Raw genomic sequence first — 25,667 nt, 5'->3', positions numbered from 1 at the left:
CAACATCACGCAACGATGTCGAACCGGTCGAGGTTCATCACCTTGGTCCAGGCCTTGGCGAAGTCCTTGACGAACTTCTCCTTGGAGTCCGAGGTGGCATAGACCTCGGCGAAGGCGCGGAGCTGCGAGTGCGCGCCGAAGATCAGATCGGCACGGGTGCCGGTCCACTTCACCGCGTTGGTCTTGCGGTCGCGAGCCTCGTAGCTGCCGTCGGCCACCGGCGTCCACTGCGCGCTCATGTCGAGCAGGTTGACGAAGAAGTCGTTGCTCAGCGTACCCACCTTGGCGGTGAATGCGCCGTGCTTCGAGCCCGCATTGGCGCCGAGCACACGCAGGCCGCCGACCAGGACGGTCAGCTCGGGGCCGGTGAGCTTGAGCAGCTGCGCGCGATCGATCAGGGCTTCTTCCTCCTGCAGGAACTGCTGCCGCTTGGAGACATAGTTGCGGAAGCCATCGGCGCGCGGCTCGAGCGGCGCGAACGAGGCGACATCCGTCTGCTCCTGCGAAGCATCCATGCGGCCCGGCGTGAACGCAACCTTGACGTCGACGCCGGCATCCTTGGCGGCCTTTTCGACCGCGGCAGTGCCCCCGAGCACGATCAGGTCCGCAAGCGAAACCTTCTTCGCGCCGGCCGAAGCGTTGAAGTCCTTCTGGATCGCTTCGAGCTTGCCGAGCACCTTGGACAGCTGGGCCGGCTGGTTCACCTCCCAGTCCTTCTGCGGAGCAAGGCGGATCCGCGCGCCATTGGCGCCGCCGCGCTTGTCCGAGCCGCGGAACGTCGAGGCCGACGCCCAGGCGGTCGAGACCAGCTCGGAGACCGAGAGGCCCGAAGCCAGGATCTTGCTCTTCAGCGAGGCGATGTCCTGCTCGCTGGCCAGCTCGTGGTTCACGGCCGGAATCGGATCCTGCCAGATCAGCGTCTCCTTCGGCACCAGCGGGCCGAGATAGCGCTGGATCGGGCCCATGTCGCGATGGGTGAGCTTGTACCAGGCGCGGGCGAAGGCGTCCGCGAACTGATCCGGATGCTCCAGGAAGCGGCGCGAGATCTTCTCGTAGGCGGGATCGAAGCGCAGCGACAGGTCCGTCGTCAGCATGGTCGGCCGATGCTTCTTCGACTTGTCGAAGGCGTCAGGGATGACGGCGTCGGCGCCCTTGGCGGTCCACTGGTTCGCACCGCCCGGGCTCTTCGTCAGCTCCCATTCGTAGTTGAACAGGTTCTCGAAGAAGTAGTTGCTCCACTTCGTCGGGGTCTGCGTCCATGTCACCTCGAGACCGCTGGTGATGGAATCGCCCGCGAGGCCCGATGCGTGCTTGCTCTTCCAGCCGAGGCCCTGCTCTTCCAGCGCGCCCGCTTCCGGCTCGGGTCCCACCAGCGACGGATCGCCCGCGCCATGGGTCTTGCCGAAGGTGTGGCCGCCGGCGATCAGCGCGACGGTTTCCTCGTCGTTCATCGCCATGCGGAAGAAGGTCTCGCGGATGTCCTTGGCAGCGGCGACCGGATCCGGCTTGCCGTTCGGGCCTTCCGGGTTGACGTAGATGAGGCCCATCTGCACGGCGCCGAGCGGCTCGGCGAGCTGACGCTCACCGCTGTAGCGCTCATCGCCCAGCCAGGTGCCTTCCGGACCCCAATAGAGCTCTTCCGGCTCCCACACGTCGGCGCGGCCGCCGGCGAAACCGAAGGTCTTGAAGCCCATCGATTCCAGCGCGACGTTGCCGGCGAGCACCATCAGATCGGCCCAGGAAATCTTGCGGCCGTATTTCTGCTTGATCGGCCAGAGCAGACGGCGCGCCTTGTCGAGGTTGGCGTTGTCGGGCCAGCTGTTCAGCGGCGCGAAACGCTGCTGACCGGCACCGGCGCCACCGCGCCCGTCGGTGATGCGGTAGGTGCCCGCGCTGTGCCAGGCCATGCGGATCATGAGACCGCCATAGTGACCGAAGTCGGCCGGCCACCATTCCTGCGAATCCGTCATCACGGCGGTCAGGTCCTTGACGACCGCGTTCAGGTCGAGCGACTTGAATTCCTTGGCGTAGTCGAAATCCTTGTCCATCGGGTCGGACAAGTCGGAATTCTTGTGCAGTACCTCGATGTTGAGCTGGGTGGGCCACCAGTCGCGGTTCGCGCGCGTGGGTTTTCCGCCCGAAAACGGGCACTTTGAAGAGTCGTCCATGATTACCTCCTCTGGTGGCGTCCGACGGCGCCTTTGACCAGGTAGAACCACTCTAAGCGCCCCCTCCTATCAGGTGAAGTTGACTTTAGTGATCGCTGCGATAGGATTTTCTTATGATCAATCTGACGCTGCGCCAGCTCCGGTATTTCGATGCGCTGGCGCGTCACGGCCATTTCGGCCGCGCGGCTGAATCCTGTTCCATCTCGCAGCCGGCCCTGTCGATGCAGATCAAGGAACTGGAGGAGACGCTCGGCGGCCTGCTGCTGGAGCGCAGCGCGCGGCAGGTCGCCCTGACCCGGTTCGGCGAGGAGCTCGCCCAGCGCGTCCGCGACATCCTGCGCTCGGTCGACGAGCTCGGCGATTTCGCCCGGGCCTCGCAGGACCGCTTCGCCGGGCGCCTGCGCATCGGCATGATCCCGACGATCGCGCCCTATCTGCTGCCCAAGATCACCAAGAACCTCACCCGCATGCATCCGGAACTCGACATCCGCGTGCGCGAGACGATGACGCCGCGGCTGATCCAGGAGCTGGTCGAAGGACGGCTCGACACCGCCATCGTCGCGCTACCGGTGTCGGAGCCCTCGCTGACCGAGGTCGCGCTGTTCGAGGAAAAATTCCTGCTGGTGCGGCCGGGCGCGGACGAGGGAACGCCGGCCCCCTCGCGCGAGATGATGCGGGAGATGCGGCTCTTGCTGCTCGAGGAGGGACACTGCTTCCGCGATCAGGCGCTGTCGTTCTGCAACATGCAATCGGCGCCGCCGCGCGAGATGCTGGACGCCAATTCGCTGTCGACGCTGGTGCAGATGGTGAGCGCCGGCATCGGCGTGACCCTGATTCCCGAGATGGCGGTGCCGGTGGAGACGCGATCGGCCACGGTGTCACTGACGCGCTTCCGCGACCCCGAGCCCTCACGCACCATCGGCATGGTCTGGCGCAAGACCAGCCCGCTGGCGCGGCAGCTGCTGCAGATTTCCGAGGTGGTGTGCCTGTCGGCCGGCAAGGCGCGGCCGAAGCAAGTGGCGCGCAGCCAAAGGGCCTAGGCAGAAGAACACCAATGTCTGAACTCATCATCCGCCCCGCCCGCGCTGAGGAATATGACGAGATCGGCCGGGTCTGGATGGAGAGCTGGGTTTCGACCGGGCTCGGCGAAACGAGCGATTTCCTGTTGGCGAATCTTCGCGCACGCATCAGGCGGGAGATGGAGAACGGCTGGAGCCTGTTCGTCGCCGACGACAACGGCACCATCGCCGCGATGCTGGCGCTGCATCTGCCGAAGCTTTACCTCGACATGCTGTTCGTCGGTCCCGCCTATCAGGGCCAATCGCTCGGGCGAAAGCTGCTCGCCTTCACGCGCACGCAAATGCCCGACGAGATGCACCTGCGCTGCGTCCGCGAGAACGAAAAGGCCTGGCGCTGGTACGAGCGCGAAGGTTTTGTGTTCGAGAAGCAAGAGATCGAGCCGTCGAACGGGTTCGTGATGAAGTATTATCGGTGGAGGCGGCAGCCTGCCGGATAGACGACGACCTCCGGATGCAGCTTGCGGTTGTCACGATCCCCACCTAGTGTGGCAGGACTGATGACTTCCTGCCTCTGATCTCCCGGAATCCATGCTCCGCATTGCTGTCTCGCTGATCGTGCTCTCGTCCATTTGGACCTCGGCAGTCGCGCAAACTCCTCCAACACCCGCCGCGCCTCCCGCTCGGACTGCGGCACCGGCCAAGCTTGCGGTCAAGAAGGCAGCGCCGAAGGCCAAACCTGCTGCACAGCAGCCGGTCGCGGCGGAGAGCGGCCCGTGTCAGATCGGCGTCATTTCCGCGATCGGAGACCGTTTCTCGGTGCAGCACGTCGGCCTTACGATGTTCGGCAACGAGTTTTTGGAGGCGCCGATCGAGACGTGGGGCATTGATGATCTGTTCGTCGCGAGGGTTCGCGCCGCTGCTCCCGGCACTGCTGTCCGAAAGATCGCTTACGCAAACGGAGCCTTCAAGCCCTACTATCATCCGGAAGCGAAACTGTTCCGAAATGACCGCGACGACCTGACGACCCTGGTGCGGCAGATCGCCGGAGCTGCAAATTGCGAACGCTACGTCGTAGCTACGAAAGCCCGCGTTTCGGTTGATGGCACCAATCAGTCAGTCGAGGGCCTCGGGGTCTACAAGAATTGGGCGAGCCCTTCCGGGCGCGGCGTCGTAGTTGCCTATTACCGTATCAACGTTTTTGACGGACGGACTTTCGACATCCATCGAGCGCCCACCCGGAGCTTCGGAGATGTGCTTGCTTCGAGTTTTTCCAACAAGAACGACAATATGCAAATCCTCAACAATCTCGAGTTTCCCAAGACTCCTGAACAGGTGACCAACAGTGCATTGCTGCGTGACAGCACGCGCAGCCTGCTCACGGCTCAGTTGGACAAGTATCTACCCGCATACATCAAGGGCGAGTAAGCCCCCTTGCCGACGGGACCCGACAAAGGATATCGCTCGTCCGCTTCCTGCGGCTGGGCCGCATTTGACATTCTGGCCCGACTGGTCGTCGTTGCGGCTGCCCTGTGGTGCTTTTCGACATCTGCTTCGGCGCAGACCAAATCGGGACCACCAGGGACGCAGACGGCAGGACCGGCCGTCAAGCAAGTCAACAACAAGTCGACTACGGGGCGCGGAGCGACGGGCAAGCTCGCTCCCGTGGCCGGCGGCCCCTGCGACTTCGGTGTCGTCGTCACCACCGGCGATGAGTTCACCGTGCTGACGACCGGGTTGACCATATTTCAGTACAAGACGATGGTGGTCCCGATCCCAGGCTGGGGACTCCAAGAACTGATCTTCGCGCGGACCCGCGCCGCGATTCCTGCCGGCGTGTCCGTCCTGAGAATACCCTTCAACCCGGCGAAATTTCCTCCCCGCGATGAGTCCAAGGACACGTTGAAGGACAGGTTGTTCCACGATCCCGACGCGGAGCTGGCCGGATACATGCGCGAGGTCGTGAAAGGAACGAATTGCCGGCACTACATCCAGATCCTCAATGCAGTCAGCCCTATCGGGTCATCGAAATACACGGTCCGCGGCTTCGGCATCCTCAACCAGGATGTGGTGCTCGGGCGTCGCATCTTTCTCTACGCCCTGGCGTTCATCCGCATCTTTGACGGGCGCGACTTCTCCGTTGTCAGACAGAGCTCTGCGCTGATCAACATGCAGCATTCCCTGGCGGTGCAGAGGCTTCTGGGCAAGCAACTCGGCGGCCCCTATCGCGAACTACCCGCAGAATCATTTCCAGCGCGCCCTGAAGATGCCGCCGCCGATCCCGCGCTACGCGACGGCGTACGCGCCATGCTGACGGAAAGCCTCGACAAGACGCTGCCACTCTTGCTTGGACTTCGTCGAGCAGCACGCCAAAGCGACACCGGGGAACGTTGACCCACATGTCGTTCACGCCGCCTGGCTTCTGCCTAGGCGTAGTGCGTTGCGAATGCACGCCGAACGCGCCATGAATCGCGCGCTACAGGCCTTCCGCCGCTGAAAGGATCCCGTCATGATCAAGCTCTATTGGTCGCCCCGCTCGCGCTCGTTCACGACGCTCTGGCTGATGGAGGAGAGCGGCCTGCCCTATGAGCGCGTGCTGACCGACATCTCGAGCGGCGCGCAGAAGGCGCCGGATTATCTGAAGATCAATCCGATGGGCAAGGTGCCGGCGCTCAGCGATGGCGAGGCCGCGCTCGGCGAAGCGGCCGCGATTTGCGCCTATATCGCGGACCGCTATCCCGAGACGAAGCTTGCGCCCGCGGTGACCGATCCGCGCCGGGCGCGCTATCTGCAATGGCTGTTCTTCTCGCCGAGTTGCATCGAGCCGGCGATCATCCAGATCTTCACCAAGATCGAGATTCCGACCTCGACCGCGGCCTGGGGCAGCGCGGTGCAAGTGTTTGATGTGCTCGAGGCCGCGCTTGAGAAGGGACCATGGATTCTCGGCGACGAATTTTCAGCCGCCGACATCACGATCGGCTCGGGGCTGAATTTCGCTGTGCGCCTGTTCAAGATGGTGCCGTCGCGCCCGGCCTTCGACGATTATCTCGCGCGCTGCATGGCACGGCCGGCATTCCAGCGCGCGGAGAAGATCGCGGCGGGCTGAAAGCAGCTCTCGTAGGGTGGGCAAAGCGTAGCGTGCCCACGTCTTCTACTTATCGCGATCGCAGGGAAATCGTGGGCACGTCGCTAACGCTCCTTTGCCCACCCTACGGCAGCCCCGTCTATTCGGCCTTCAAATCGTCCGGCCGCGGCATCAGCACGATGTTGTAGCCGGAATCGACATAATGGATTTCGCCGGTGACGCCGCCGGAGAGGTCCGACAGCAGGTACAGCGCCGAGCCGCCGAGCTCGTCGAGCGTGACGCCGCGGCGGAGCGGCGAGTGCTTCTGCATGAAGGCGAACATCGCGCGCGCCTCGCCGATGCCGGAGCCGGCGAGCGTGCGGATGGGTCCGGCCGAGATCGCGTTGACGCGAATGCCGCGCGGCCCGAAATCGGAAGCGAGATAGCGCACGGAAGCTTCCAGCGCCGCCTTGGCGACGCCCATCACATTGTAGTTCGGCATCGATCGCTCGGAGGCGCCGAAGGTCAGCGTGATCATGCTGCCGCCCTCGGTCATCAACTCGGCGGCGCGCTTTGCCACTTCCGTGAAAGAGAAGCAGGAGATCACCATGGTGCGCGAAAAGTTCTCGCGGCTGGTGTCGGCGTAGCGGCCCTTCAGCTCGTTCTTGTCGGCAAAGCCGATCGCGTGGATGACGAAGTCGAGCTTGCCCCACTTTTCGCGCAAGGCCGCGAACGTGGCGTCGACGCTGGCGATGTCCTCGACGTCGCACGGCAGCACCAGATCGACGCCGAGCTGCTCCGCCAGCGGCTTGACGCGCTTGCCCAGGGCCTCGCCCTGGAAGGTGAAGGCAAGCTCGGCGCCATGGGCATGAAGCGTCCGCGCCATGCCCCACGCGATCGAATGATCATTGGCGATGCCCATGATCAGACCGCGCTTGCCTTTCATCAAACCTTCCATTGCCTGATGGCTCCCATTATTCCGGCGTCATGCCCCGCGAAGGCGGGGCATCCAGTATTCCGAGACAGCTGTGCTGAGTCGAGAAGCCGCAGCGTACTGGATGCCCCGGTCAAGCCGGGGCATGACAGCATGCTTGGCTCACACATCCATCCGGCTGAACACCAGCGTGGCGTTGGTGCCGCCGAAGCCGAACGAGTTCGACAGCACGGTGCCGACCTTCACGTTGTCGATGCGCTTGCGCACGATCGGCATGTCCGCGAACACCGGATCGAGCTCCTGGATGTGCGCGCTCTCGCAGATGAAACCGTTGTTCATCATCAGCAGCGAGTAGATCGCCTCCTGCACGCCGGTGGCGCCGAGCGAGTGGCCGGTCAGAGCCTTGGTCGCCGAGATAGGCGGACACTTCTCGCCGCTGCCAAACACGCGGCGGAGCGCGTCGATCTCCGGCGGATCGCCGGCCGGGGTCGAGGTCGCGTGCGGATTGATGTAGTCGACCTTGGTCTTCACCGTCGACAGCGCCATGCGCATGCAGCGCTCGGCGCCTTCACCCGACGGGGCGACCATGTCGTAGCCGTCCGACGTCGCGCCATAGCCGACGATCTCGCCGTAGATGCGCGCGCCGCGGGCCTTGGCATGCTCGAGCTCTTCCAGCACCAGCACACCGGCGCCGCCGGCGATGACGAAGCCGTCGCGGTTGACGTCATAGGGACGCGAGGCGGTCGCGGGCGTGTCGTTGTACTTCGAGGACATCGCGCCCATGGCGTCGAACAGCACCGAGAGCGACCAGTCCAGCTCCTCGCAGCCGCCGGCGAAGACGACATCCTGCTTGCCGATCTGGATCGTCTCATAGGCATTGCCGACGCAGTGGTTCGAGGTCGCGCAGGCCGAGGAGATCGAATAGTTCACGCCCTTGATCTTAAACCAGGTCGCGAGCGTCGCCGAAGCGGTGGAGGACATCGCCTTCGGCACTGCAAACGGCCCGACGCGCTTCGGCCCCTTGGTGCGGGTGATGTCGGCGGATTCGACGATGGTGCGGGCCGAAGGTCCGCCCGACCCCATGATGATGCCGGTGCGGATGTTGGAGACTTCGTCGGGCGACAGACCGGAATCCTGGATCGCCTGCTCCATCGCGATGTGATTCCACGCCGCGCCCTGACCGAGGAAGCGCATGGCGCGGCGATCCACCACCGTCGAGGGATCGAGCGTCGGCTCACCTTGCACCTGCGAACGGAAACCGAGCTCGGCATATTTCTCAGCCCGCGAAATGCCCGACTTCGCCTCGTGAAGGCTCGCAAGCACTTCCTGGGTGTTGTTTCCGATGGACGAGACGATGCCCATCCCGGTGACCACAACCCGCCTCATGACAGCCTCGCCTAAATCGTTGTCTTTCTTGGTGATGCGCTTCAGCCCAGGCTCGTGCCCTGCTTGAACAGGCCGACCTTCAGATCCTTCGCGCGATAGATAATCTGGTCATCGACCGAAAGCCACCCGTCGGCGATACCGAGCACGAGCTTTGACCGCATCACGCGCTTGATATCGACGTTGTACACAACCTTGCGGGCCTCGGGCAGCACCTGGCCGCTGAACTTCAGCTCGTTGAGACCGAGCGCGCGACCACGGCCTTCGCCGCCGGTCCAGCCCAGATAAAAGCCGACCATTTGCCACAGCGCATCGAGGCCGAGGCAGCCGGGCATCACGGGGTCGTTCTTGAAGTGGCAGCCGAAGAACCAGAGGTCGGGCTTCACGTCGAGCTCGGCGCGCACCACGCCTTTGCCGTACTCGCCGCCATCGTCGTTGATTTCAGTGATGCGGTCGAACATCAGCATCGGCGGCAGCGGCAGCTGGGCATTACCCGGGCCGAACATCTCGCCGCGCGCACATGCCAGCAAATCCTCGTATTCGTAACCGTTGCGCCTGTTCAGCATGCACGAGCCTCTGTTCAAATGCCGCTTGAGCGGCGTTCTTTGGCGAAAATGGGCCCCGTCCGGAGAGCAACGCCAATTGCCGTCGTCGGGCGCAACTCCCGCAAGCCCCGGATGGACTGCGGACCGGGCCACCGCCCGGTTGCGCCAAAATCGGCTAAGCGGAACCGCGGGCTCTCTAACACAGGCTATTTCGGTGGCAAAGCGCTGTCATGAAGGTAAAATGACGGTCGTCTCGCTCGGTTCCAAGCCTGATTAGAACCTCTCTAGTTGCGAGAAACTTGCATCTGCATCTTTCTATTCTTATATTGCAGAGAGATATTGTTCACGCGTGCCCGAAATCTGGAAATGAGCGAGAATACCGCGCCCCATCACGACGACGAGGCCCATGCCGCGGCCCTCATGTCCGGCCGCCAGCCGGCCCTGACCGGTTGCCCCTGGCACGACGTCAATGAAATGCTCCAGTCCGCCGGGCTCCGTCCGACGCGCCAGCGCATGGCGCTGGGCTGGCTCCTGTTCGGCAAGGGTGCCCGCCACCTGACGGCCGAAATGCTGTACGAGGAAGCCACGCTCGCCAAGGTTCCGGTGTCGCTGGCGACCGTCTACAACACGCTGAACCAGCTCACCGATGCCGGCCTGCTCCGCCAGGTCAGCGTGGACGGCACCAAGACCTATTTCGACACCAACGTCACCACCCACCACCACTATTACCTCGAGAACAGCCATGAGCTGGTCGACATCGAGGACCCGCATCTGGCGCTGTCCAAGATGCCGGAGGTGCCGGAGGGTTACGAGATCGCGCGCATCGACATGGTCGTGCGCCTGCGCAAGAAGCGCTGAGATCGATCCAAACTGCTGAATTCTGCCGTCATGGCCGGGCTTGTCCCGGCCATCCACGTTTTTGGACCAGGCGCGAAGGACGTGGATGCCCGGGACATAGGCGAGCGGAAGCGACGCCGTCCTATGGACGGCTAAGCCCGGGCATGACGCTGGAGCGACAGCTTGCCCGCTGCCTATAGCGTCAATTCACCTGTTCGTCCGAATAGACGCCCCAGAGGCGTTCCTGCTGGATCCAGCCGTCAAAACCGTTGCCGGTGACGCGGCACCAGTTTGCAGTGCACTTCTTCACCGTCGTGACGACGCCGGCCTGGAGCCTGGCCGCAACCGCGCTGTCGGGATCGGCCCGGTCGTAGATCGGTGCGAGGTCGTCCTTGTGCTTCATGGTGACCACCGCAGTGCGGCGGCCCGACAGCAGCGAGTGATAGACCCAGCCCTCGGAGCCCTCGGAATCGCGCACCCGGCGCCAGTTCTCGAACTCGGCGGTGATTTCGACCGGCAGGCCGGCGCGGGTATAGACCCAGGCCACGTCGTTGTCCTTGGTCGGGCCGGCGCGGACGTTGACGTGATCCGACTTGAGGCTGACATAGCGCGGCACCGGCAGGCCGCTGGTGGTCTGCGGGGTAGTATCCTTCGCCGAATGCGAGGGGCCGACCGAGGCGCTCCACCAGGTGCAAACGAGCGCCATCACCGAACAAAAACGCCCCAACGCCATCAACCCGTCTCCTGTCGGGGACCCGGCCAGGCCGCATCCCCACCCCAAAACCACAATGCCTGCCGCACCGGTCCCCTGACCCGCCCCACGCGGGTGTTCCGCCAAGCCTTGACCCGTGGTTCTTGTCTTGGCCCGGCCTTCTGCTAGAGAGGACGAGCACTTGAACAACCAGTTTGCCCCGATTTTCCAGCCTGGAAATGTCGGGAGAGCTTGAAGGAAACGCCGGGGACGACACGGCAAGGGCAGTGTCGAACAACCGGGTTAATGAGGCCTGAACAGCCGTCCTTTGGCGACAGAGGCGGCCTCTCACGCCTCATGAGAGCAGGACATGTCGGTGAAGAAAAAGCCCCTCGTCGTCGTGACGCGCAAGCTGCCGGATTCGATCGAGACGCGCATGCGCGAGCTGTTCGACGCGCGGATCAATCTCGATGACACGCCGCTGTCGCCCGGGCAGCTCGCCGAAGCCGCGCGCACCGCCGACGTGCTGGTCCCGACCGTCACCGACCACATCACCGCCGACATCGTCAATCAGGCGGACTGCAAGCTGAAGCTGATCGCCAATTTCGGCAACGGCGTCGACAATATCGACGTCGAGGCCGCGCATGCCCGCGGCATCACCGTCACCAACACGCCGAAGGTCCTGACCGAGGACACCGCCGACATGACCATGGCGCTGATCCTGGCCGTGCCGCGCCGGATGATCGAAGGCGCCTCGATCCTGACCGAGGGAAAACCGTGGGCCGGCTGGTCGCCGACCTGGATGCTCGGCCACCGCATCGGCGGCAAGCGTCTCGGCATCATCGGCATGGGCCGCATCGGCCAGGCGGTCGCGCGCCGCGCCCGCGCCTTCGGCCTGCAGATCCACTATCACAACCGCCGTCCCGTCGCCCCGAAGATCGCCGAGGAGTTAGGGGCGACCTATTGGGAAAGCCTCGACCAGATGCTGGCGCGGATGGACATCATCTCCGTGAACTGCCCGCACACGCCGGCGACCTACCACCTGCTCTCGGCGCGGCGGCTGAAGCTGATCCGCAAGGACGCCTACATCGTCAACACCGCGCGCGGCGAGGTGACCGACGAGGACACGCTGATCAAGCTGATCGAGGGCGGCGAGATCGGCGGCGCCGGCCTCGATGTCTACGAGCACGAGCCCGCGGTGAACCCGAAGCTGGTGCGGCTCGCCAAGGCCGGCAAGGTGGCGCTGCTGCCACATATGGGCTCGGCCACGATCGAGGGCCGCGTCGAGATGGGCGAGAAGGTGATCATCAACATCCGCACCTTCCTCGACGCCCACAAGCCGCCGGACCGCGTGCTGCCGAGCATGCTCTGAGGCTTCGGTTTTCACGCGCCACAATCTCATCTCCTCATCCTGAGGATCTACTGTCTCCGCGTTTCGCGCTTGCGCCATTCGCTAACGAAATCGATGAAAGCCCGCAGCGCCGGCGGCGTCTGGCGCCGGCTCGGATAATACAGGAACGGGCCGGGAAACGGCTCGCACCAATCCTCCATCAGGCTGACCAGCGCGCCGGACTTCAGGGCATCGCCGACATAGCCGTCGAGCGTCGCCCAGACGCCGGCGCCGTCGAGCGCGGCGCGCATCGCAAGGCCCATATTGGTCGAGATCAGTTTTGCCGGCGGATCGACCTTCACGACCTGGCCGGCCTTCTCGAACTCCAGATCGTGCATGACGCCGCTCGAGTAACGCGCGCGGATGCAATCGTGCTCGAGCAGATCCTTCGGATGAAGCGGCCTGCCGCGACGCGCGATGTAATCGGGCGCTGCGACGACGACATAGCGCTGCGGGCCGCTGAGCGGGATCGCCACCATGTCCAGCGCGAGATGCTCGCCATAGCGCACGCCGGCGTCGTAGCCGCCGCTGACGATGTCGACGAAGCCGCTCTCGGACACGATGTCGAGATCGACCTGCGGATGCGCGGCGAGGAACGGGCCGGCCATCGGCGCCAGCACGAGATCGACCGCCGGTGGCGGCGCGTTGATGCGCAGCCGGCCCGAAGCGACCTCGCGCAGACCCCGCACTTGATCCAGGGCATCGCCGACATCGCGCAGCGCAGGCGCCACGCGCGACAGCAGCAGCTCGCCGGCTTCCGTCAGCGCGACACTGCGGGTGGTGCGGTTCATGAGGCGGACGCCGAGGCGCTCCTCGAGGTCCCGCAGCCGCTGGCTGAGGCTCGACACCGACACGCGCATGTCGACCGCCGCGCGCCGGAAATTGCGGGTGCGGGCGACCGCCACGAAGGAATCGAGATCGCGCAGGTCGGGATCGGCCATTGTTCGATATAATGAACAAGCCGTTCCACATTGTCCAGCTTATCGCAGCAATGGGGCAGGCGCATATCAACCCTCGTCAGGCGGCCCGATCGGCCGCCGCTTTCGAGGAGAGCCATCATGGAACAGCGCAAACTCGGTTCGACCGGCCCCAATGTGTCCGCCCTTGGCCTCGGCTGCATGGGCATGTCGGAGGTCTATGGTCCCGCCGATCGCGGCGAAGCCATCGCCACGGTCCACGCCGCGCTCGATGCAGGGATCACGCTGCTCGACACCGGCGATTTCTACGCCATGGGTCACAACGAGATGCTTTTGCGCGAGGCGCTCGCGAATGCGCCGCGTGAAAAGCTGCAGCTCAGCGTCAAGTACGGCGCGCTGCGCGGCCCCGCCGGCGAATTCGCCGGCATGGACACGAGGCCAGGCGCGACCAAGAACTTCCTCGCTTATTCGCTGCAGCGGCTCGGCACCGACTACATCGACGTCTACCGCCCGGCGCGGCTCGATCCCAACATTCCCATCGAGGAGGCCATCGGCGGCATCGCCGATCTCGTGAAGGCCGGCTATGTCAGGCATATCGGCCTCTCCGAGGTCGGCTCCGACACCATCCGCCGCGCCCATGCCGTGCATCCGATCGCCGATCTCCAGATCGAATATTCGCTGATCGAGCGCGGCATCGAGCGCGACATCCTGAAGACCTGCCGCGAGCTCGGCATTGCCATCACGGCGTACGGCGTGCTGGCGCGCGGCCTGATCAGCGGCCACTGGTCGAAGGATTCAGGCAAGGCCGGCCGCGACTACCGGCTGATGACGCCGCGTTTCCAGGGCGCGAACCTCGACGCCAATCTCGCGCTGGCGGAGCAGCTGCGCGCAATCGCCGGCGAGATCGGCGCCACGCCGGCGCAGGTCGCGATCGCCTGGGTCGCAGCGCAGGGCAAGGAGATCGTGCCGCTGGTCGGCGCGCGCACCCGCAATCGTCTCACCGAGGCGCTCGGCGCAACGAAGGTGACGCTGACGCAGGCTCATCTCGCAACACTGGCCAAGGCGTTTCCGCCTGATGTCGCCGCCGGCACGCGCTATGCCGCCGAGCAGATGGCGCATCTCGACAGCGAGAAGCCGGCTAGCGCCTGAGCGCTATAATCAATCGCGATGGGCGCTGAGATCGGTGATCACGGGCCCGTCGCCATTGAGCGGATTGGCGGGATCGCGCCCATAGCGCAGCGTCTCGAAGCGCATCGCGCGCGCATCGATCATCAAGAGGCGGCCGACGAGGCCGTCGCCGAAACCGACGATCTCGCGGATCGCTTCCAGCGCCATCATCGAGCCGAGCACGCCGGCAAGCGCGCCCATGACGCCGGCCTCGGCGCAGGCCGGCACCGTGCCGGGCGGCGGCGCCTCCGGGAACAGGCAGCGATAGGTCGGATTGAACTCACCCTGCTCGTTGGTCTCGTGCGCGCGGATGGTGGTGAGCGAGCCGTCGAAGGTGCCGAGCGCCGCCGTGATCAGCGGCCGCTTCGCGAAGAAGCAGGCGTCCGAAACCAGATAGCGCGTCGAGAAATTGTCGGAGCCGTCGAGCACGAGGTCGTAATCGCCGATCAGGCCGAGCGCATTGTCGGCATTGAGCCAGGTGGCGTGGCCGACGAAGCGCACATGCGGATTGAGCGCCGAGATGCGCTCGGCCGCGCTCTCGACCTTGTGGCGGCCGATGTCGGGCGTGGTGTGAATGACCTGGCGCTGCAAATTGGACAGCGAGACCACGTCGTCATCGACCACGCCGAGCGTGCCGACACCGGCAGCGGCCAGATACATCAGGGCGGGCGCACCGAGCCCGCCGGCGCCGATCACGAGCACAGAGGCTTTCTTCAGCGCGGCCTGGCCGGGGCCACCGACATCGCGCAGCACGATGTGGCGGGCATAGCGTTCGAGTTCGTCCGGGCTCAGCATCGTACGTTCCTCTCAACCCTCATGGTGAGGAGGCGCGAAGCGCCGTCTCGAACCATGAAGGCCCCGATCTCGCCCGTGACCATCCTTCGAGACGCGGCCTTTTGGCCGCTCCTCAGGATGAGGGCCTGGGTGCTTGGCTCGCTCACGAGCCTGAACCAGCGCAACATTGTTCGCGACCAACGAGATGTGCTTCAATGGCACTGCGTTCAATGGGCTGGCTGGATTTGTCATGAGATCGATGCTTGCGGCAACACTGATGTTGGCCTCTGCCACAGGCGCGAACGCCCAGATGACGGCGCCGCAGGTCCCCGGCACCAAGCCGAAAACGGTCCAGACCGTGCCGATCAAGCCGCCCGCCCTCCAGACGCCCTCGGAGACGGCCGATGCCATGGCGCAGGCCGAGCGGCTGTCGCTGCAGTCCGACCTCGCCTGGGTCGGGCAATATAACGGCGCCATCACCGGCGACGTCAGCGAGCGCATGGTCAACGCCATCAAGGAATACCAGAAGGCCAAGGGCGGTAAGCCGACCGGCGTGCTCAATCCGCAGGAGCGCGCCGGCCTCGCCGAGACCGCAAGGCGGAAGCAGGACAGCGTCGGCTGGAAGATCGTGATGGAGCCGACCAGCGGGGCGCGGCTCGGCATTCCCGCAAAGCTGGTGCCGCAGCAGGCGAGCGACGGCAACGGCTCGAAATGGACCTCGCCGACCGGAACCGTGCAGGTGCTGCTCAGCCGCCGCAAGGAGGCCGGCCCGACCACGGCAAAGCTCGCGGACGCCGAGAAGAAGGAGCCCAACCGCAAGGTCGACTACACCGTGGTGAAGCCCGACTTCTTCGTGCTGTCGGGATTGCAGGGCCTGAAGAAGTTTTACGTGCGCGGCACCTTCAAAGGCGACGAAGTCCGCATCATGACGATCCTCTACGACCAGGCGATGGAGAACACGGTCGAACCGGTCGTGATCGCGATGTCGAGCGCGTTCAACGCATTTCCGTCCACCCCGATGGCCGGGCCGCCGCCGCGCAAGAACGTCGAATACGGCACCGGCGTCGTCGTCAGCGACGACGGTGCGATCCTGGCCGACCGCCTCGTCACCGACAGCTGCCTTGCGATCACCATCGCCGGCTATGGCAATGCCGACCGCCTCGCCGAGGACAAGGAGCACGATCTCGCGCTGCTGCACATCTATGGCGCGCGTGGCCTCAAGCCGCTCAGCCTCGCCAGTGGTGCGGCGAAGACGAGTGTCGACATCATCGGCATCGCCGATCCGCAAAGCCAGGGCGGCGCAGCCGGCGTGTCGAGCGCCAGGGGCGCGCTCGCGCCGGTCACATCGAGCGATTCCGCGCTGTCGCCGCCGCCTGCCGTCGGCTTTTCCGGCGGCCCCGCGATCGACGGCGACGGCAAGTTCGCCGGCATTGCGCTGCTGAAGCCGGCGATGGTCGCGGGCCCCGCGACATCGGTACCGTCCTCGCAGGCCGTGATGATCTCCGCGGAAACGGCGCGCGACTTCCTGAAGGCAAACGGTGTCGGCGCGAACGGCACGTCCACCGACGCCAAGGCCGCCGTCGTGCGCGTGATCTGCGTGCGGAAGTAAGTCAGGCCACGAGCACAACTCTCGTGTCCCGGACGCGCCGCAGCGTGCAACGATGCTGCGCAGAGCCGGGACCCATGCATCCACAAACTCCGAACGCGAAGTTTCTGGGCCCCGGCTCTGCAGCGCACCGCACCGGACGATGCTTCGCATCGCCGGAGGCGCTGCGCTGCGTCCGGGGCACGAGAGTTAGGCAAGCCTGAACCTGATCCCGGCCTTCGCGAGCCCGCCCGACATTCCCACCGGCGTGCCGTCCGCACGCCAGCAGGCGGCGCCGGTCATGGTGCCGTCGTCGTGGAAGGCAATTCCATTCATGCCGCCGGCGACGGTCGCGACCGGCTGCACCTTGTGGCCGAGCGCCGCGAGCCTCGAACGCACGCTCTCCGGCACCGCCTGTTCGACCTCGAGCGCGTTGCCCTCGCTCCAGACGCGCGGCGCCTCGACCGCTTCCTGCAGGCTCATGCCGTGGTCGATCAGATTCACCAGCGCCTGCATCGCGCTCGGGAAGATGCGTTTTCCCCCGGGCAATCCGAGCGCATAGCGCAGCTTGCCGTCACGCAGCGCCATCATCGGCGACATCGAGGTCGTCACCCGCTTGCCCGGCGCCAGCGACAGCGCGTGGCCCGGACGCGGGTCGAACAGGTTCATGTAATTGTTGGCGATGGCGCCAAGGCCCGGGATCATGATCTTGGCGCCGAACAGATTGTTGATGGTCTGCGTGGTCGCGACCACGTTTCCAAAAGCGTCCGCCGCCGTCATATGCGTGGTGTGCGCGCCTTCGAGCTGCGTCACGCCGGCACCGAAAGCCTGCGCGCGCGCCGGATCGATGGCGCGGCGGCGCTCCTCGGCATAGGCCTTCGAGGTCAACTTCTCCACGGGCACGCCGACATAGGCAGGATCGCCGCTGGCCGCAGCGCGATCGGAGAAGGCGATCTTCAGCACCTCGGCGAGATAGTGGATGGTCTCCGGCGTGCCGAAGCCGAGCCCGCCGATGTCGTAGCCCTCCAGGATGTTCAGCATCTGCGCGATATGCACGCCGGACGCGGCCGGCGGCGGCGGCCCGAGAATGGTCCAGCCGCGATAGTCGGCGCGGATCGGTTGCCGCTCGACCGTCCTGTAAGCCGTGAGGTCATTGCGGCGGATGAAGCCGCCGGCCTTCTCCATGTAGTCGGCGAGGATGTCGCCGAGCGGCCCCTCATAGAGCGCGGTCGCGCCGTGGTCGGCGATATAGCGCAAGGTTTCGGCATATTCGGCCTGCACCACGCGCTCGCCGACCTTGAGCGGCTCGCCGTTCGGGAGAAAGATCGCCGCAATCGGCTTGTCCTTGCGCATCTCGGCGGCGCTCTCGCTGATGCACTCGTGCAGGTATGGCGTCGTCGCATAGCCGCGCGCGGCATGCTTGATCGCAGGCTGCATCACATCGGCAAGGCTCATGGTGCCGAACCTTTGCAGCGTCTCGCACCAGGCCTTGAGCGAGCCCGGCACCGCGACGGCCTTCGGCCCGTTGAGGTTCTCGTTGCCGACGGTGTCGAACACGTCGTGGGCCGAGCCAGGCTTCGACGTATAGGTGGTGTCGCGCACCGCCGCCGGGACCGTGCTCTGGCCGTCGATGAAGCGGTGGCTGCCGTCGGCGAGGCGGATATGGGCCATGCCGCCGCCGATGATGCCGACCATCATCGGCTCGACCACGGTCAGCGTGAACAGGGTGGCGATCGCGGCATCGATGGCATTGCCGCCGGCGGCCAGCATCTCGGCGCCGGCGCTGGAGGCGAGCGGATGGTTGCTGACCACCATGCCGCGGCTCGAGACCGCCGGCATCTTCTGGCAGTCAAAGGTGGTTGCCGTCCGGTCGCGCCAATTGCCGCTCATGCTCGTCCCTCTCGCATTCACAGCGCGAGCACATCACAGGCACAACTACGGGTCCAGTATTGGTACGGATTAGCTGGCATTCCCGATTCTGCCATCATCGTTAGCGTTGATTCGGACATCCGCGGTCCCCTTTGGACCGGGCAGGGCACGTCCTGAGCGAGAAGAGCTCAGCATCGAGAAGCGATGCACGTTCGCGTGTGGCGTTACCCCAAAGACCCAGGCATTCCAAAGGATTCAACTTCCAATGCATACGATCGTACTGGCCACCCAAAAGGGTGGCAGCGGCAAGAGCACGCTTGCCATCGGCCTCGCGCTGGCGGCCAAGCAGGCCGGCTTCACCGTCCGCCTGATCGAGACCGACCCGCAGGGCACCCTCTCCAACTGGCAGCGCCGCCGCGACAATGACGACATCGTCGTCGAGCCGATCTATCACGCCGCCGATATCGAGCCGCGCCTGAAGATGCTGGCCGACAGCGGCCTCCAGCTCGCGATCGTCGACACCGCCGCCGGCCTGTCCGCCGCGACCACCGCCGCGATCCGCCATTCCGATCTCTGTCTGATCCCGGCCCGCCCGAGCGTCGCCGACATCGAGGCGACCGTCTCGACGCTGAGCGTCGCGCGCGCCTGGAAGCGGCCCTATAGCTTCGTGCTGAACCAGACCCCGATCCGCGGCCAGCGCATCGACAATGCCGCGGGCGCTCTCGCCGAGGAGGCCGCGCTCGATCTCGCCGAGGTGCTCGCGCGCCCGCTGATCGTGATGCGCAACGACCATCAGGACTCGCTCGCCAGCGGCCTCGCCGTCAGCGAGTTCGCGCCGAACGGCAAGTCGGCTGACGAGATCCGCGGCCTCTGGCGCTGGGTCGAGACCCGGCTCGAGCTCGAAGCCACGACCAATGTCCTGATCGACCAGGTCATCTCGGCGGCCGACGGCATGCTGCACATCGCCGACCTCGCGACCGACGAGACCACGACCCTGGCGTCCTGAGCGGGGCGATCGCCCGGACGACAGCCGGCCCTTTTCCATCCGGAAGGGCCCCAGCGACGAAGCAATTCGGCCACCAGCCCGGCCGGATTGCTTCGCTTCGCGTTGACGGGGGAGTCAATCCACCCGTCATTGCGAGCGCAGCGAAGCAATCCAGAATCCCGCCGCGGAGACAGTCTCGATTGCTTCGTCGCAATGACGGAGTCTGTTGCCGGACTTCGGGCTCAAGCTGCGAACTCGCTCTCGTAGCCCGGATGGAGCGCAGCGCAATCCGGGACGCCTGCATCCGTTGAGCGAAGGCCCCGGATTACGCTGCGCTCCATCCGGGCTACGGCACTTCGCGGTCTTATGCACTCACCCGTCCGTCATGCCCGGGCTTGTCCCGGGCATCCACGTCTTGGCTACAGCGAAGAAGAACGTGGATGGCCGGGACAAGCCCGGCCATGACGCCGAGAATCATCGCCCTTCAATCACGACCTGCCGCGCAGCCAGGCCTCACGCCGCACGATCCATTTCTCGGATCGCGCCTGTCCGCCGTGATGGGCGAGCTCGATGAAGCCGACGAACTCTGCACCAGTCTTCTGCTTGACCCGCCGCGAAGCCTCGTTGGTGGCCGCGTTGCAGACGTAGAAATGATCCAGGCCGAGCGTGAGGAACGCAAAATCGTTCACCGCGGTAATGGCCTCCGTCATCAAGCCACGGCTCCAGTAAGGCTCGGCCAGCCAGAAGCCGCGATTGCCTTTTGCACCGTCGGCATAGGGGCGGAAATGAATGTTCCCGATGGCCTCGCCATCGCTGCCTTTCAGCACGAGGACCCAATGATAGAGAGCCTCGCCGGCTGAGATTTTGTCGAGCTGTATTCTGACGAAGGTCTCCGCTCCATCGGCCGGATACGGCCAGGGCACGACGGCCGCGAGATGCCGGATGATGTTCCAATTGTCGAAATGGCGCTGGATCGCCGGCACGTCGGACAGCGCGAGCGGGCGCAGGATCAGCCGTTCGGTTTCAAGCTGCGGCGTCTGCATGGTCCGCTATTTCTGACATTTCGGGCACCAGAAGGTCGAGCGGCCGTTCTGGGTGAAGCGCTTCACGGTACCGCCGCAGCGCGGCGTCGTGCATGTCTCCCCCTCGCGGTCATAGACCTTGAAGGAGTGCTGGAAATAGCCGAGCTCTCCGGTGGTCTGGCGATGGTCGCGCAGTGACGATCCACCGGCCTTGATGGCATCGTTCAGCACGGTGTGGATCGCGCCGACCAGACGCTTCGCATGATCGGTCGGCTCGCCCTTCTTCGTCGACAATGTCGCGGCAATGCGCCGCGGCGACAGATGCGAGCGGTGCAGCGCCTCGCAGACATAGATGTTGCCAAGCCCTGCCACGACGCGCTGGTCGAGCAGCGCGGCCTTCAGGCTGGTGGCCTTGCCCTCGCAGGAATGCGCCAGCATCGCGGCGTCGAATTCGTTGCCGAGCGGCTCGGGTCCGAGCCCGCGCAGCAGCGGCTCGTCCTCGAGCGTATTGCGCGCGATCACTTTCATGTAACCGAAGCGGCGCGGATCGTTGAAGACGATGTCGGCGCCCGAGGACATCCGAAACAGCACGTGGTCGTGCGCGGAATCCTTGGCCTTCGGATAGTGAAACTCGCCGGGCTGACCCTCGTTGTCCGGCTTGATGACGCGGAACGAGCCCGACATGCCCAGATGCATCAGCAGCACGTCGCCGGAGCCGAGATCGGCCATGAGATATTTTGCACGGCGTCCGAGGCCCGTGACGACCTGCCCCTGGAGCCGGGCCACGAAGTCGGGCTGGAAGGGGAAGCGCAGGTCCGGCCGGCGGGCCTCCGCAACCACGATTTTCGCACCCTCCATGACGGGCTGAAGGCCGCGGCGGACTGTCTCGACTTCGGGCAATTCAGGCATGGTCAGGCATTCACCTTATGAGGGCGGTGTGATAGCGCCATTGCGGCGGGCAGGCTATGGTCCGCCCTGTGGAGTAGAGTAATGGATCGGCCGGGCGAAACCACGCATTTTGGCTTCAAAGACGTTCCCCTGGGGGACAAGCAGACGCTGGTGAACGATGTGTTTCACAGCGTGGCGTCGCGCTATGACCTGATGAACGACCTGATGTCCGGTGGCCTGCACCGGGTCTGGAAGGACATCATGATCAACGCGCTGGACCCGCCGAGGAGCGACCGGCCGTTTGCCCTGCTCGACGTCGCCGGCGGTACCGGCGACATCTCGTTCCGCGCCGCCAAGGCGGCAGGCCCGGGCTTCCATGCCACCGTCTGCGACATCAATTCCGACATGCTCGCGGTAGGCCGCGAGCGTGCCGCCAAGCGCCATCTCGAGACCCAGGTCGATTTCGTCGAGGGCAACGCCGAATCGCTTGGCTTCGCCGACCGCAGCTTCGACGCATATACGATCGCTTTCGGCATTCGCAACGTGCCGCGGATCGACCTTGCGCTGAGCGAGGCCTATCGCGTGCTGAGGCCCGGCAGCCGCTTCCTGTGCCTGGAATTCTCGACCGTCGAGATGCCCGGCCTCGACAAGATCTACGATCTGTTCTCGTTCAAGGTGATCCCGCCGCTCGGCCGCATGGTCACGGGCGACGCCGAGTCCTATCAATATCTCGTCGAATCGATCCGCAAGTTTCCGAAGCCCAACGCCTTCGCCGACATGATCCGCGACGCCGGCTTCTCCCGCGTGAGCTGGCAAACATTGTCCGGCGGCATCGTCGCACTGCATTCGGGCTGGCGTTTGTGATCTCTGCCATCACCCACATTGCGCGCCTGATCCGCGCCGCGTTCGTGTTTGCGCGCGAGGGCGTGTTCGGCTCGGTCGATCCGAGCCTGGTGCCGCCGCCCGGACAGCTCGCGCTGAAGCTTGCGCGCATCGTCGAGCGCCGCGGCGTCAAGCAGGGCCCCCGGATCTCGCGCGCGCTGACGCGGATGGGCCCGGCCTATCTCAAGCTCGGCCAGTTCCTGGCAACGCGCCCCGACGTGGTCGGCTTCATCATGGCGCGCGACCTCGAAAGCCTTCAGGACCGGCTGCCGCCGTTTCCGCAAGCAGAAGCGGAAGCCGCCATCGCGACCTCGCTGGAACGGCCGCTGAAGGATGTCTTCGTGACCTTCGGCCCGCCGGTGGCGGCGGCCTCGATCGCCCAGGTGCATCGTGGCGAGGTGCTGCGCGACGGCATTCGCAAGCCCGTCGCGGTGAAGGTGCTCAGGCCGAACGTGGCCGCGCGTTTCCGCCGCGACCTCTCGGATTTCTTCTTCGTCGCACACAAGGCCGAAGCCTATTCGTCCGAAGCGCGGCGGCTGCGCCTGATCGAGGTCATCAACACCATGTCGCGCTCGGTCGCGATGGAGATGGACCTGCGGCTGGAAGCAGCGGCGCTGTCGGAGATGGCGGAAAACACGCAGGGCGATCCCGATTTCCGCGTGCCCACCGTCGACTGGGACCGCACCACGCACAACGTGCTGACGATGGAGTGGATCGACGGCATCGCGCTGAACGATCACAAGCGCCTCGCGGAGGCGCAGGTCGATCTGCCCGATCTCGGCCGCAAGGTGATCCAGAGCTTCCTGCGCCATGCGCTGCGCGACGGCTTCTTCCACGCCGACATGCATCCGGGCAATCTGTTCCTCGATGACGCCGGCCGCCTCGTCGCGGTCGATTTCGGCATCATGGGCCGGCTCGGCATGAAGGAGCGGCGCTTCCTCGCCGAGATCCTGCTCGGCTTCATCACCCGCGATTACCGCCGGGTGGCGGAAGTGCATTTCGAGGCGGGCTATGTGCCCGCGCACCATTCGGTCGAGAATTTCGCGCAAGCCATCCGCGCCATCGGCGAGCCCATCCACAACCGCACCGCCGAGGAGATCTCGATGGCGCGGCTCTTGACGCTGCTGCTCGAGGTCACCGGCCTGTTCGACATGACGACGCGGCCCGAGCTGATCCTGCTGCAGAAGACCATGGTGGTGGTCGAGGGCGTCGCCCGCGGCTTCGATCCCAGGCTCGATATCTGGAAGGTCGCCGACCCCGTGGTGCGCGAATGGATCGAGCGCAATCTCGGCCCGATCGGCCGGGTGCAGGGCGCGATTGCCGGCGGCGGTGACATCGCGCGCGTGCTGATGCGCATGCCCGACATCGTGCAGCGCTCGGTGGCGGCGCTGGAGCAGCTCGAGACCATGACCCGGGAGGGCATCCGCCTGTCGCCGGAGAGCATCGCGGCCATGGGCCGCAGCGAGGGCCGCAAGAACCGCTGGCGCACGGTGGCGCTCTGGATCATCGCGGCCACCTTCATCGGCATCCTGATCGCCGTCCGGAATCTGTGATTGCACTGCAATCACGGCGGTGATAGCATCGCTATCATTCCGTGCTGGAGGGCGTCATGGCAAGCCTGACCATCCGCAAGCTCGACGAGGGCGTCAAAACCTATTTGCGCCTGCGCTCGGCCAGAAACCGCCGATCGGTCGAGGAAGAGGTCCGCATCATCCTGGGCGAGCTGATCCAGGGCCATGAGGAGCCGCTGACGCCGATGGCCGCTCCGCCGGACCACGCGCCGGCGCCTGTCTCCCAGCGCACCGGCGCCGTCCCAGAGGCCAGCGTCACCCTGATCATCGGCGGCGGCATCGCGGCCTACAAGTCGCTCGACCTGATCCGCAGGCTGAAGGAGCGCCGCATCGAGGTTCGCTGCGTGCTGACCCAGGCCGCGCAGCAGTTCGTCACCCCGCTGGCGGTCAGCGCGCTCTCGCATGAGCGCGTCTACACCGACCTGTTCGACCCCCAGAGCGAGTTCGACGCCGGCCATATTCGCCTGGCGCGCGACTGCGACCTGATCGTGGTGGCGCCCGCGACCGCGGATCTGATGGCGAAGATGGCGAACGGCCATGCCGACGACCTCGCCAGCGCCATCCTGCTCGCCACCAACCGCAAGATCCTGCTGGCGCCGGCGATGAATCCGCTGATGTGGAATAACGCTGCGACCCGCCGCAACGTCACGCAGCTTCGGCGCGACGGCGTGGTGCTGATCGGGCCCAATTCCGGCGAGATGGCGGAAGCCGGCGAAGCCGGCGTCGGCCGCATGTCCGAGGCGATCGAGATCGCCACCGCGGCCGAGCGCCTGCTGCGGCCGCCGGTGCCGAAGCCGCTCGCCGGCAAGCGCGTGCTGATCACCGCAGGGCCCACGCACGAGCCGATCGATCCCGTGCGCTATATCGCCAACCGCTCCTCCGGCAAGCAGGGCTTTGCCATCGCCGCCGCCGCGCAGGCCGCAGGCGCCGAGGTGATTCTGGTCAGCGGCCCGGTCGATCTCGACGATCCCACCGGGGTCACCGTCAAGCACGTGGAATCGGCGCGGCAGATGCTGGAGCAGGTGCAGGCCGCGCTGCCCGCCGACATCGCGATCTTCGCCGCCGCGGTGGCCGACTGGCGGGTCGCCAACGAGGGCGAGCAGAAGCTGAAGAAGACCTCGGCCGGCATGCCGCCGCTGCAACTGGTCGAGAACCCCGACATCCTCGCCACGATCTCGAAGCTCGCTGAAAAGCGCCCGCCGCTGGTGATCGGCTTTGCCGCCGAGACCGAACATCTCATCGACAACGCCAAGTCCAAGCTCGCCCGCAAGGGCTGCGACTGGATCGTCGCCAACGACGTCTCGCCCGCCACTGGCGTGATGGGCGGCGACCGCAACACGGTTCACCTCATCAGCCGCAAGAATGGTGAGAAGGACGGCGAGATCGCAGTTGATTCCTGGCCCGTGATGACCAAGGAACAGGTCGCCGTCGAACTGGTCGCGCATGTCGCCAAGAGCGTGACCGGCAAATCCCTGGAGCCCACATCTTGAGCACGAAGGTCACCGTCGAGCTGCAACGCCTCGCCCATGCCGAAGGCCTGCCGCTGCCGGCCTATCAGACTGCGGACGCCGCCGGCCTCGACCTGATGGCGGCGGTTCCGGACGCCGAGCCGATGACGCTCGCCCCTGGGCAGTATGCGCTGGTGCCGACCGGCCTTGCGATCGCACTGCCGCCCGCGCACGAGGCGCAGGTGCGGCCGCGCTCGGGGCTGGCCGCCAAGCACGGCGTCACCGTGCTCAACACGCCGGGAACCATCGACGCCGACTACCGCGGCGAGATCAAGGTGATCCTGATCAATCACGGCAGCGCGCCGTTCGTAATCAAGCGCGGCGAGCGCATCGCGCAGATGGTGATCGCCCCCGTGCTGCAGGCCGCGCTGGTTCCGGTGGCGACCTTGTCCGCCACCGATCGCGGTGCCGGCGGCTTCGGCTCGACCGGGCGCTAGCTGAACTGCGCGTTGGTTACACCTCTCCCGCTTG

General features: G+C 65.5%; 24 protein-coding genes. 14 read left to right on the top strand and 10 right to left on the bottom strand.

Annotation, left to right across the window (positions count from 1 at the left end; genetic code table 11):
• Positions 1–5 precede the first annotated feature (5 nt).
• Positions 6–2,168 carry a catalase/peroxidase HPI gene (gene katG / locus JQ617_RS22640; RefSeq protein WP_212028196.1) on the bottom strand — a complete coding sequence of 721 codons (2,163 nt, stop codon included), beginning with the start codon at positions 2,166–2,168 and terminating at the stop codon, positions 6–8.
• 113 nt (positions 2,169–2,281) lie between these two features.
• Here katG and JQ617_RS22635 point away from each other — a divergent pair, with 113 nt between their 5' ends.
• The 5 genes from JQ617_RS22635 (at position 2,282) to JQ617_RS22615 (ending at position 6,290) form a co-directional block, all read left to right on the top strand.
• The gene (locus JQ617_RS22635) at positions 2,282–3,208 is read left to right on the top strand and encodes a hydrogen peroxide-inducible genes activator (RefSeq protein ID WP_063685791.1); all 927 of its coding nucleotides are present in this window, start codon (positions 2,282–2,284) and stop codon (positions 3,206–3,208) included.
• Between the two features lie 14 nt (positions 3,209–3,222).
• Positions 3,223–3,684, top strand: coding sequence for a GNAT family N-acetyltransferase (locus JQ617_RS22630; RefSeq protein WP_212028195.1), 462 nt, complete (start codon positions 3,223–3,225; stop codon positions 3,682–3,684).
• Positions 3,685–3,775: 91 nt separating this feature from the next.
• Positions 3,776–4,612, top strand: a complete 837-nt coding sequence (locus JQ617_RS22625; protein ID WP_212028194.1) for a hypothetical protein — start codon at positions 3,776–3,778, stop codon at positions 4,610–4,612.
• Between the two features lie 6 nt (positions 4,613–4,618).
• Positions 4,619–5,578, top strand: coding sequence for a hypothetical protein (locus JQ617_RS22620; RefSeq protein ID WP_249157366.1), 960 nt, complete (start codon positions 4,619–4,621; stop codon positions 5,576–5,578).
• Between the two features lie 115 nt (positions 5,579–5,693).
• Complete coding sequence (locus tag JQ617_RS22615) at positions 5,694–6,290, top strand: glutathione S-transferase family protein (RefSeq protein WP_212028193.1); 597 nt, start codon at positions 5,694–5,696, stop codon at positions 6,288–6,290.
• Positions 6,291–6,408: 118 nt separating this feature from the next.
• Here JQ617_RS22615 and fabI read toward each other — a convergent pair whose 3' ends face one another.
• The 3 genes from fabI to fabA all read right to left on the bottom strand — a co-directional run bounded on the left by fabI (position 6,409) and on the right by fabA (position 9,131).
• Positions 6,409–7,206 (bottom strand): enoyl-ACP reductase FabI, encoded by a 798-nt coding sequence (gene fabI, locus JQ617_RS22610; protein WP_212028192.1) that lies wholly within the window; start codon positions 7,204–7,206, stop codon positions 6,409–6,411.
• Between the two features lie 138 nt (positions 7,207–7,344).
• Positions 7,345–8,568 carry a beta-ketoacyl-ACP synthase I gene (gene fabB / locus JQ617_RS22605; RefSeq protein WP_212028191.1) on the bottom strand — a complete coding sequence of 408 codons (1,224 nt, stop codon included), beginning with the start codon at positions 8,566–8,568 and terminating at the stop codon, positions 7,345–7,347.
• 41 nt (positions 8,569–8,609) lie between these two features.
• Positions 8,610–9,131, bottom strand: a complete 522-nt coding sequence (gene fabA / locus JQ617_RS22600) for a bifunctional 3-hydroxydecanoyl-ACP dehydratase/trans-2-decenoyl-ACP isomerase (protein ID WP_212028190.1) — start codon at positions 9,129–9,131, stop codon at positions 8,610–8,612.
• Positions 9,132–9,476: 345 nt separating this feature from the next.
• On the opposite strand from fabA, the gene irrA reads away from it, so the two are divergent.
• Positions 9,477–9,968 carry an iron response transcriptional regulator IrrA gene (irrA, locus tag JQ617_RS22595; protein ID WP_063685778.1) on the top strand — a complete coding sequence of 164 codons (492 nt, stop codon included), beginning with the start codon at positions 9,477–9,479 and terminating at the stop codon, positions 9,966–9,968.
• A gap of 181 nt (positions 9,969–10,149) precedes the next feature.
• Here the strand turns inward: irrA and JQ617_RS22590 are convergent, their stop codons facing one another.
• A complete protein-coding gene (locus tag JQ617_RS22590) occupies positions 10,150–10,680 on the bottom strand; it encodes an SH3 domain-containing protein (RefSeq protein WP_212028189.1) in 531 nt (176 codons plus the stop codon).
• Between the two features lie 328 nt (positions 10,681–11,008).
• On the opposite strand from JQ617_RS22590, the gene JQ617_RS22585 reads away from it, so the two are divergent.
• On the top strand, positions 11,009–12,010 hold the full coding sequence (locus JQ617_RS22585) for a 2-hydroxyacid dehydrogenase (RefSeq protein WP_212028188.1): 1,002 nt from the start codon (positions 11,009–11,011) through the stop codon (positions 12,008–12,010).
• Positions 12,011–12,057: 47 nt separating this feature from the next.
• Here the strand turns inward: JQ617_RS22585 and JQ617_RS22580 are convergent, their stop codons facing one another.
• Complete coding sequence (locus JQ617_RS22580; RefSeq protein ID WP_212028187.1) at positions 12,058–12,969, bottom strand: LysR family transcriptional regulator; 912 nt, start codon at positions 12,967–12,969, stop codon at positions 12,058–12,060.
• A gap of 117 nt (positions 12,970–13,086) precedes the next feature.
• Between JQ617_RS22580 and JQ617_RS22575 the strand changes: the two genes are divergently transcribed.
• Positions 13,087–14,094 (top strand): aldo/keto reductase, encoded by a 1,008-nt coding sequence (locus tag JQ617_RS22575; RefSeq protein WP_212028186.1) that lies wholly within the window; start codon positions 13,087–13,089, stop codon positions 14,092–14,094.
• Between the two features lie 9 nt (positions 14,095–14,103).
• Here JQ617_RS22575 and JQ617_RS22570 read toward each other — a convergent pair whose 3' ends face one another.
• Positions 14,104–14,907, bottom strand: coding sequence for a HesA/MoeB/ThiF family protein (locus JQ617_RS22570; RefSeq protein ID WP_212028185.1), 804 nt, complete (start codon positions 14,905–14,907; stop codon positions 14,104–14,106).
• Positions 14,908–15,136: 229 nt separating this feature from the next.
• On the opposite strand from JQ617_RS22570, the gene JQ617_RS22565 reads away from it, so the two are divergent.
• Positions 15,137–16,495 carry a serine protease gene (locus JQ617_RS22565; protein WP_212028184.1) on the top strand — a complete coding sequence of 453 codons (1,359 nt, stop codon included), beginning with the start codon at positions 15,137–15,139 and terminating at the stop codon, positions 16,493–16,495.
• A 186-nt stretch (positions 16,496–16,681) separates the two neighbouring features.
• Here JQ617_RS22565 and ggt read toward each other — a convergent pair whose 3' ends face one another.
• Positions 16,682–18,361: a gamma-glutamyltransferase gene (gene ggt / locus JQ617_RS22560; protein WP_212028183.1), complete on the bottom strand. Its 1,680-nt coding sequence runs from the start codon at positions 18,359–18,361 to the stop codon at positions 16,682–16,684.
• A 244-nt stretch (positions 18,362–18,605) separates the two neighbouring features.
• On the opposite strand from ggt, the gene JQ617_RS22555 reads away from it, so the two are divergent.
• Positions 18,606–19,346 (top strand): nucleotide-binding protein, encoded by a 741-nt coding sequence (locus tag JQ617_RS22555; RefSeq protein ID WP_212028182.1) that lies wholly within the window; start codon positions 18,606–18,608, stop codon positions 19,344–19,346.
• Positions 19,347–19,813: 467 nt separating this feature from the next.
• Here JQ617_RS22555 and JQ617_RS22550 read toward each other — a convergent pair whose 3' ends face one another.
• The gene (locus tag JQ617_RS22550; protein ID WP_212028181.1) at positions 19,814–20,368 is read right to left on the bottom strand and encodes a GNAT family N-acetyltransferase; all 555 of its coding nucleotides are present in this window, start codon (positions 20,366–20,368) and stop codon (positions 19,814–19,816) included.
• 6 nt (positions 20,369–20,374) lie between these two features.
• Complete coding sequence (gene mutM / locus JQ617_RS22545) at positions 20,375–21,256, bottom strand: bifunctional DNA-formamidopyrimidine glycosylase/DNA-(apurinic or apyrimidinic site) lyase (RefSeq protein WP_212028180.1); 882 nt, start codon at positions 21,254–21,256, stop codon at positions 20,375–20,377.
• 81 nt (positions 21,257–21,337) lie between these two features.
• Here mutM and ubiE point away from each other — a divergent pair, with 81 nt between their 5' ends.
• Genes ubiE through dut form a run of 4 tightly spaced genes read left to right on the top strand, consistent with a single transcriptional unit; the run spans position 21,338 to position 25,633 of the window.
• Positions 21,338–22,099: a bifunctional demethylmenaquinone methyltransferase/2-methoxy-6-polyprenyl-1,4-benzoquinol methylase UbiE gene (gene ubiE, locus JQ617_RS22540; protein ID WP_212028179.1), complete on the top strand. Its 762-nt coding sequence runs from the start codon at positions 21,338–21,340 to the stop codon at positions 22,097–22,099.
• The gene (ubiB, locus tag JQ617_RS22535; protein ID WP_212028178.1) at positions 22,096–23,670 is read left to right on the top strand and encodes a 2-polyprenylphenol 6-hydroxylase; all 1,575 of its coding nucleotides are present in this window, start codon (positions 22,096–22,098) and stop codon (positions 23,668–23,670) included. Before ubiE ends, ubiB begins: the two co-directional genes overlap by 4 nt.
• A gap of 56 nt (positions 23,671–23,726) precedes the next feature.
• Positions 23,727–25,178, top strand: a complete 1,452-nt coding sequence (gene coaBC, locus JQ617_RS22530) for a bifunctional phosphopantothenoylcysteine decarboxylase/phosphopantothenate--cysteine ligase CoaBC (protein WP_212028177.1) — start codon at positions 23,727–23,729, stop codon at positions 25,176–25,178.
• Entirely contained in the window at positions 25,175–25,633 is a 459-nt protein-coding gene (dut, locus tag JQ617_RS22525; RefSeq protein ID WP_063685751.1) for a dUTP diphosphatase, read from the top strand. The genes coaBC and dut overlap by 4 nt, the downstream gene beginning before the upstream one ends.
• Positions 25,634–25,667 lie beyond the last annotated feature (34 nt).

The organism is Bradyrhizobium sp. KB893862 SZCCT0404, assembly GCF_018130885.1.
Taxonomy (GTDB): Bacteria; Pseudomonadota; Alphaproteobacteria; order Rhizobiales; family Xanthobacteraceae; genus Bradyrhizobium; species Bradyrhizobium stylosanthis.
The sequence above is the reverse complement of the archived record's forward strand: the minus strand, read 5'-3'. Positions and strand labels throughout refer to the sequence as shown.

What these genes read in the sequence shown, in the direction of transcription:
- katG (WP_212028196.1), bottom strand. Translation starts at nt 2,168, where the DNA reads ATGGACGACTCTTCAAAGTGCCCGTTTTCGGGCGGAAAACCCACGCGC.
- JQ617_RS22635 (WP_063685791.1), top strand. Translation starts at nt 2,282, where the DNA reads ATGATCAATCTGACGCTGCGCCAGCTCCGGTATTTCGATGCGCTGGCG.
- JQ617_RS22630 (WP_212028195.1), top strand. Translation starts at nt 3,223, where the DNA reads ATGTCTGAACTCATCATCCGCCCCGCCCGCGCTGAGGAATATGACGAG.
- JQ617_RS22625 (WP_212028194.1), top strand. Translation starts at nt 3,776, where the DNA reads ATGCTCCGCATTGCTGTCTCGCTGATCGTGCTCTCGTCCATTTGGACC.
- JQ617_RS22615 (WP_212028193.1), top strand. Translation starts at nt 5,694, where the DNA reads ATGATCAAGCTCTATTGGTCGCCCCGCTCGCGCTCGTTCACGACGCTC.
- fabI (WP_212028192.1), bottom strand. Translation starts at nt 7,206, where the DNA reads ATGGAAGGTTTGATGAAAGGCAAGCGCGGTCTGATCATGGGCATCGCC.
- fabB (WP_212028191.1), bottom strand. Translation starts at nt 8,568, where the DNA reads ATGAGGCGGGTTGTGGTCACCGGGATGGGCATCGTCTCGTCCATCGGA.
- fabA (WP_212028190.1), bottom strand. Translation starts at nt 9,131, where the DNA reads ATGCTGAACAGGCGCAACGGTTACGAATACGAGGATTTGCTGGCATGT.
- irrA (WP_063685778.1), top strand. Translation starts at nt 9,477, where the DNA reads ATGAGCGAGAATACCGCGCCCCATCACGACGACGAGGCCCATGCCGCG.
- JQ617_RS22590 (WP_212028189.1), bottom strand. Translation starts at nt 10,680, where the DNA reads ATGGCGTTGGGGCGTTTTTGTTCGGTGATGGCGCTCGTTTGCACCTGG.
- JQ617_RS22585 (WP_212028188.1), top strand. Translation starts at nt 11,009, where the DNA reads ATGTCGGTGAAGAAAAAGCCCCTCGTCGTCGTGACGCGCAAGCTGCCG.
- JQ617_RS22580 (WP_212028187.1), bottom strand. Translation starts at nt 12,969, where the DNA reads ATGGCCGATCCCGACCTGCGCGATCTCGATTCCTTCGTGGCGGTCGCC.
- JQ617_RS22575 (WP_212028186.1), top strand. Translation starts at nt 13,087, where the DNA reads ATGGAACAGCGCAAACTCGGTTCGACCGGCCCCAATGTGTCCGCCCTT.
- JQ617_RS22570 (WP_212028185.1), bottom strand. Translation starts at nt 14,907, where the DNA reads ATGCTGAGCCCGGACGAACTCGAACGCTATGCCCGCCACATCGTGCTG.
- JQ617_RS22565 (WP_212028184.1), top strand. Translation starts at nt 15,137, where the DNA reads ATGAGATCGATGCTTGCGGCAACACTGATGTTGGCCTCTGCCACAGGC.
- ggt (WP_212028183.1), bottom strand. Translation starts at nt 18,361, where the DNA reads ATGAGCGGCAATTGGCGCGACCGGACGGCAACCACCTTTGACTGCCAG.
- JQ617_RS22555 (WP_212028182.1), top strand. Translation starts at nt 18,606, where the DNA reads ATGCATACGATCGTACTGGCCACCCAAAAGGGTGGCAGCGGCAAGAGC.
- JQ617_RS22550 (WP_212028181.1), bottom strand. Translation starts at nt 20,368, where the DNA reads ATGCAGACGCCGCAGCTTGAAACCGAACGGCTGATCCTGCGCCCGCTC.
- mutM (WP_212028180.1), bottom strand. Translation starts at nt 21,256, where the DNA reads ATGCCTGAATTGCCCGAAGTCGAGACAGTCCGCCGCGGCCTTCAGCCC.
- ubiE (WP_212028179.1), top strand. Translation starts at nt 21,338, where the DNA reads ATGGATCGGCCGGGCGAAACCACGCATTTTGGCTTCAAAGACGTTCCC.
- coaBC (WP_212028177.1), top strand. Translation starts at nt 23,727, where the DNA reads ATGGCAAGCCTGACCATCCGCAAGCTCGACGAGGGCGTCAAAACCTAT.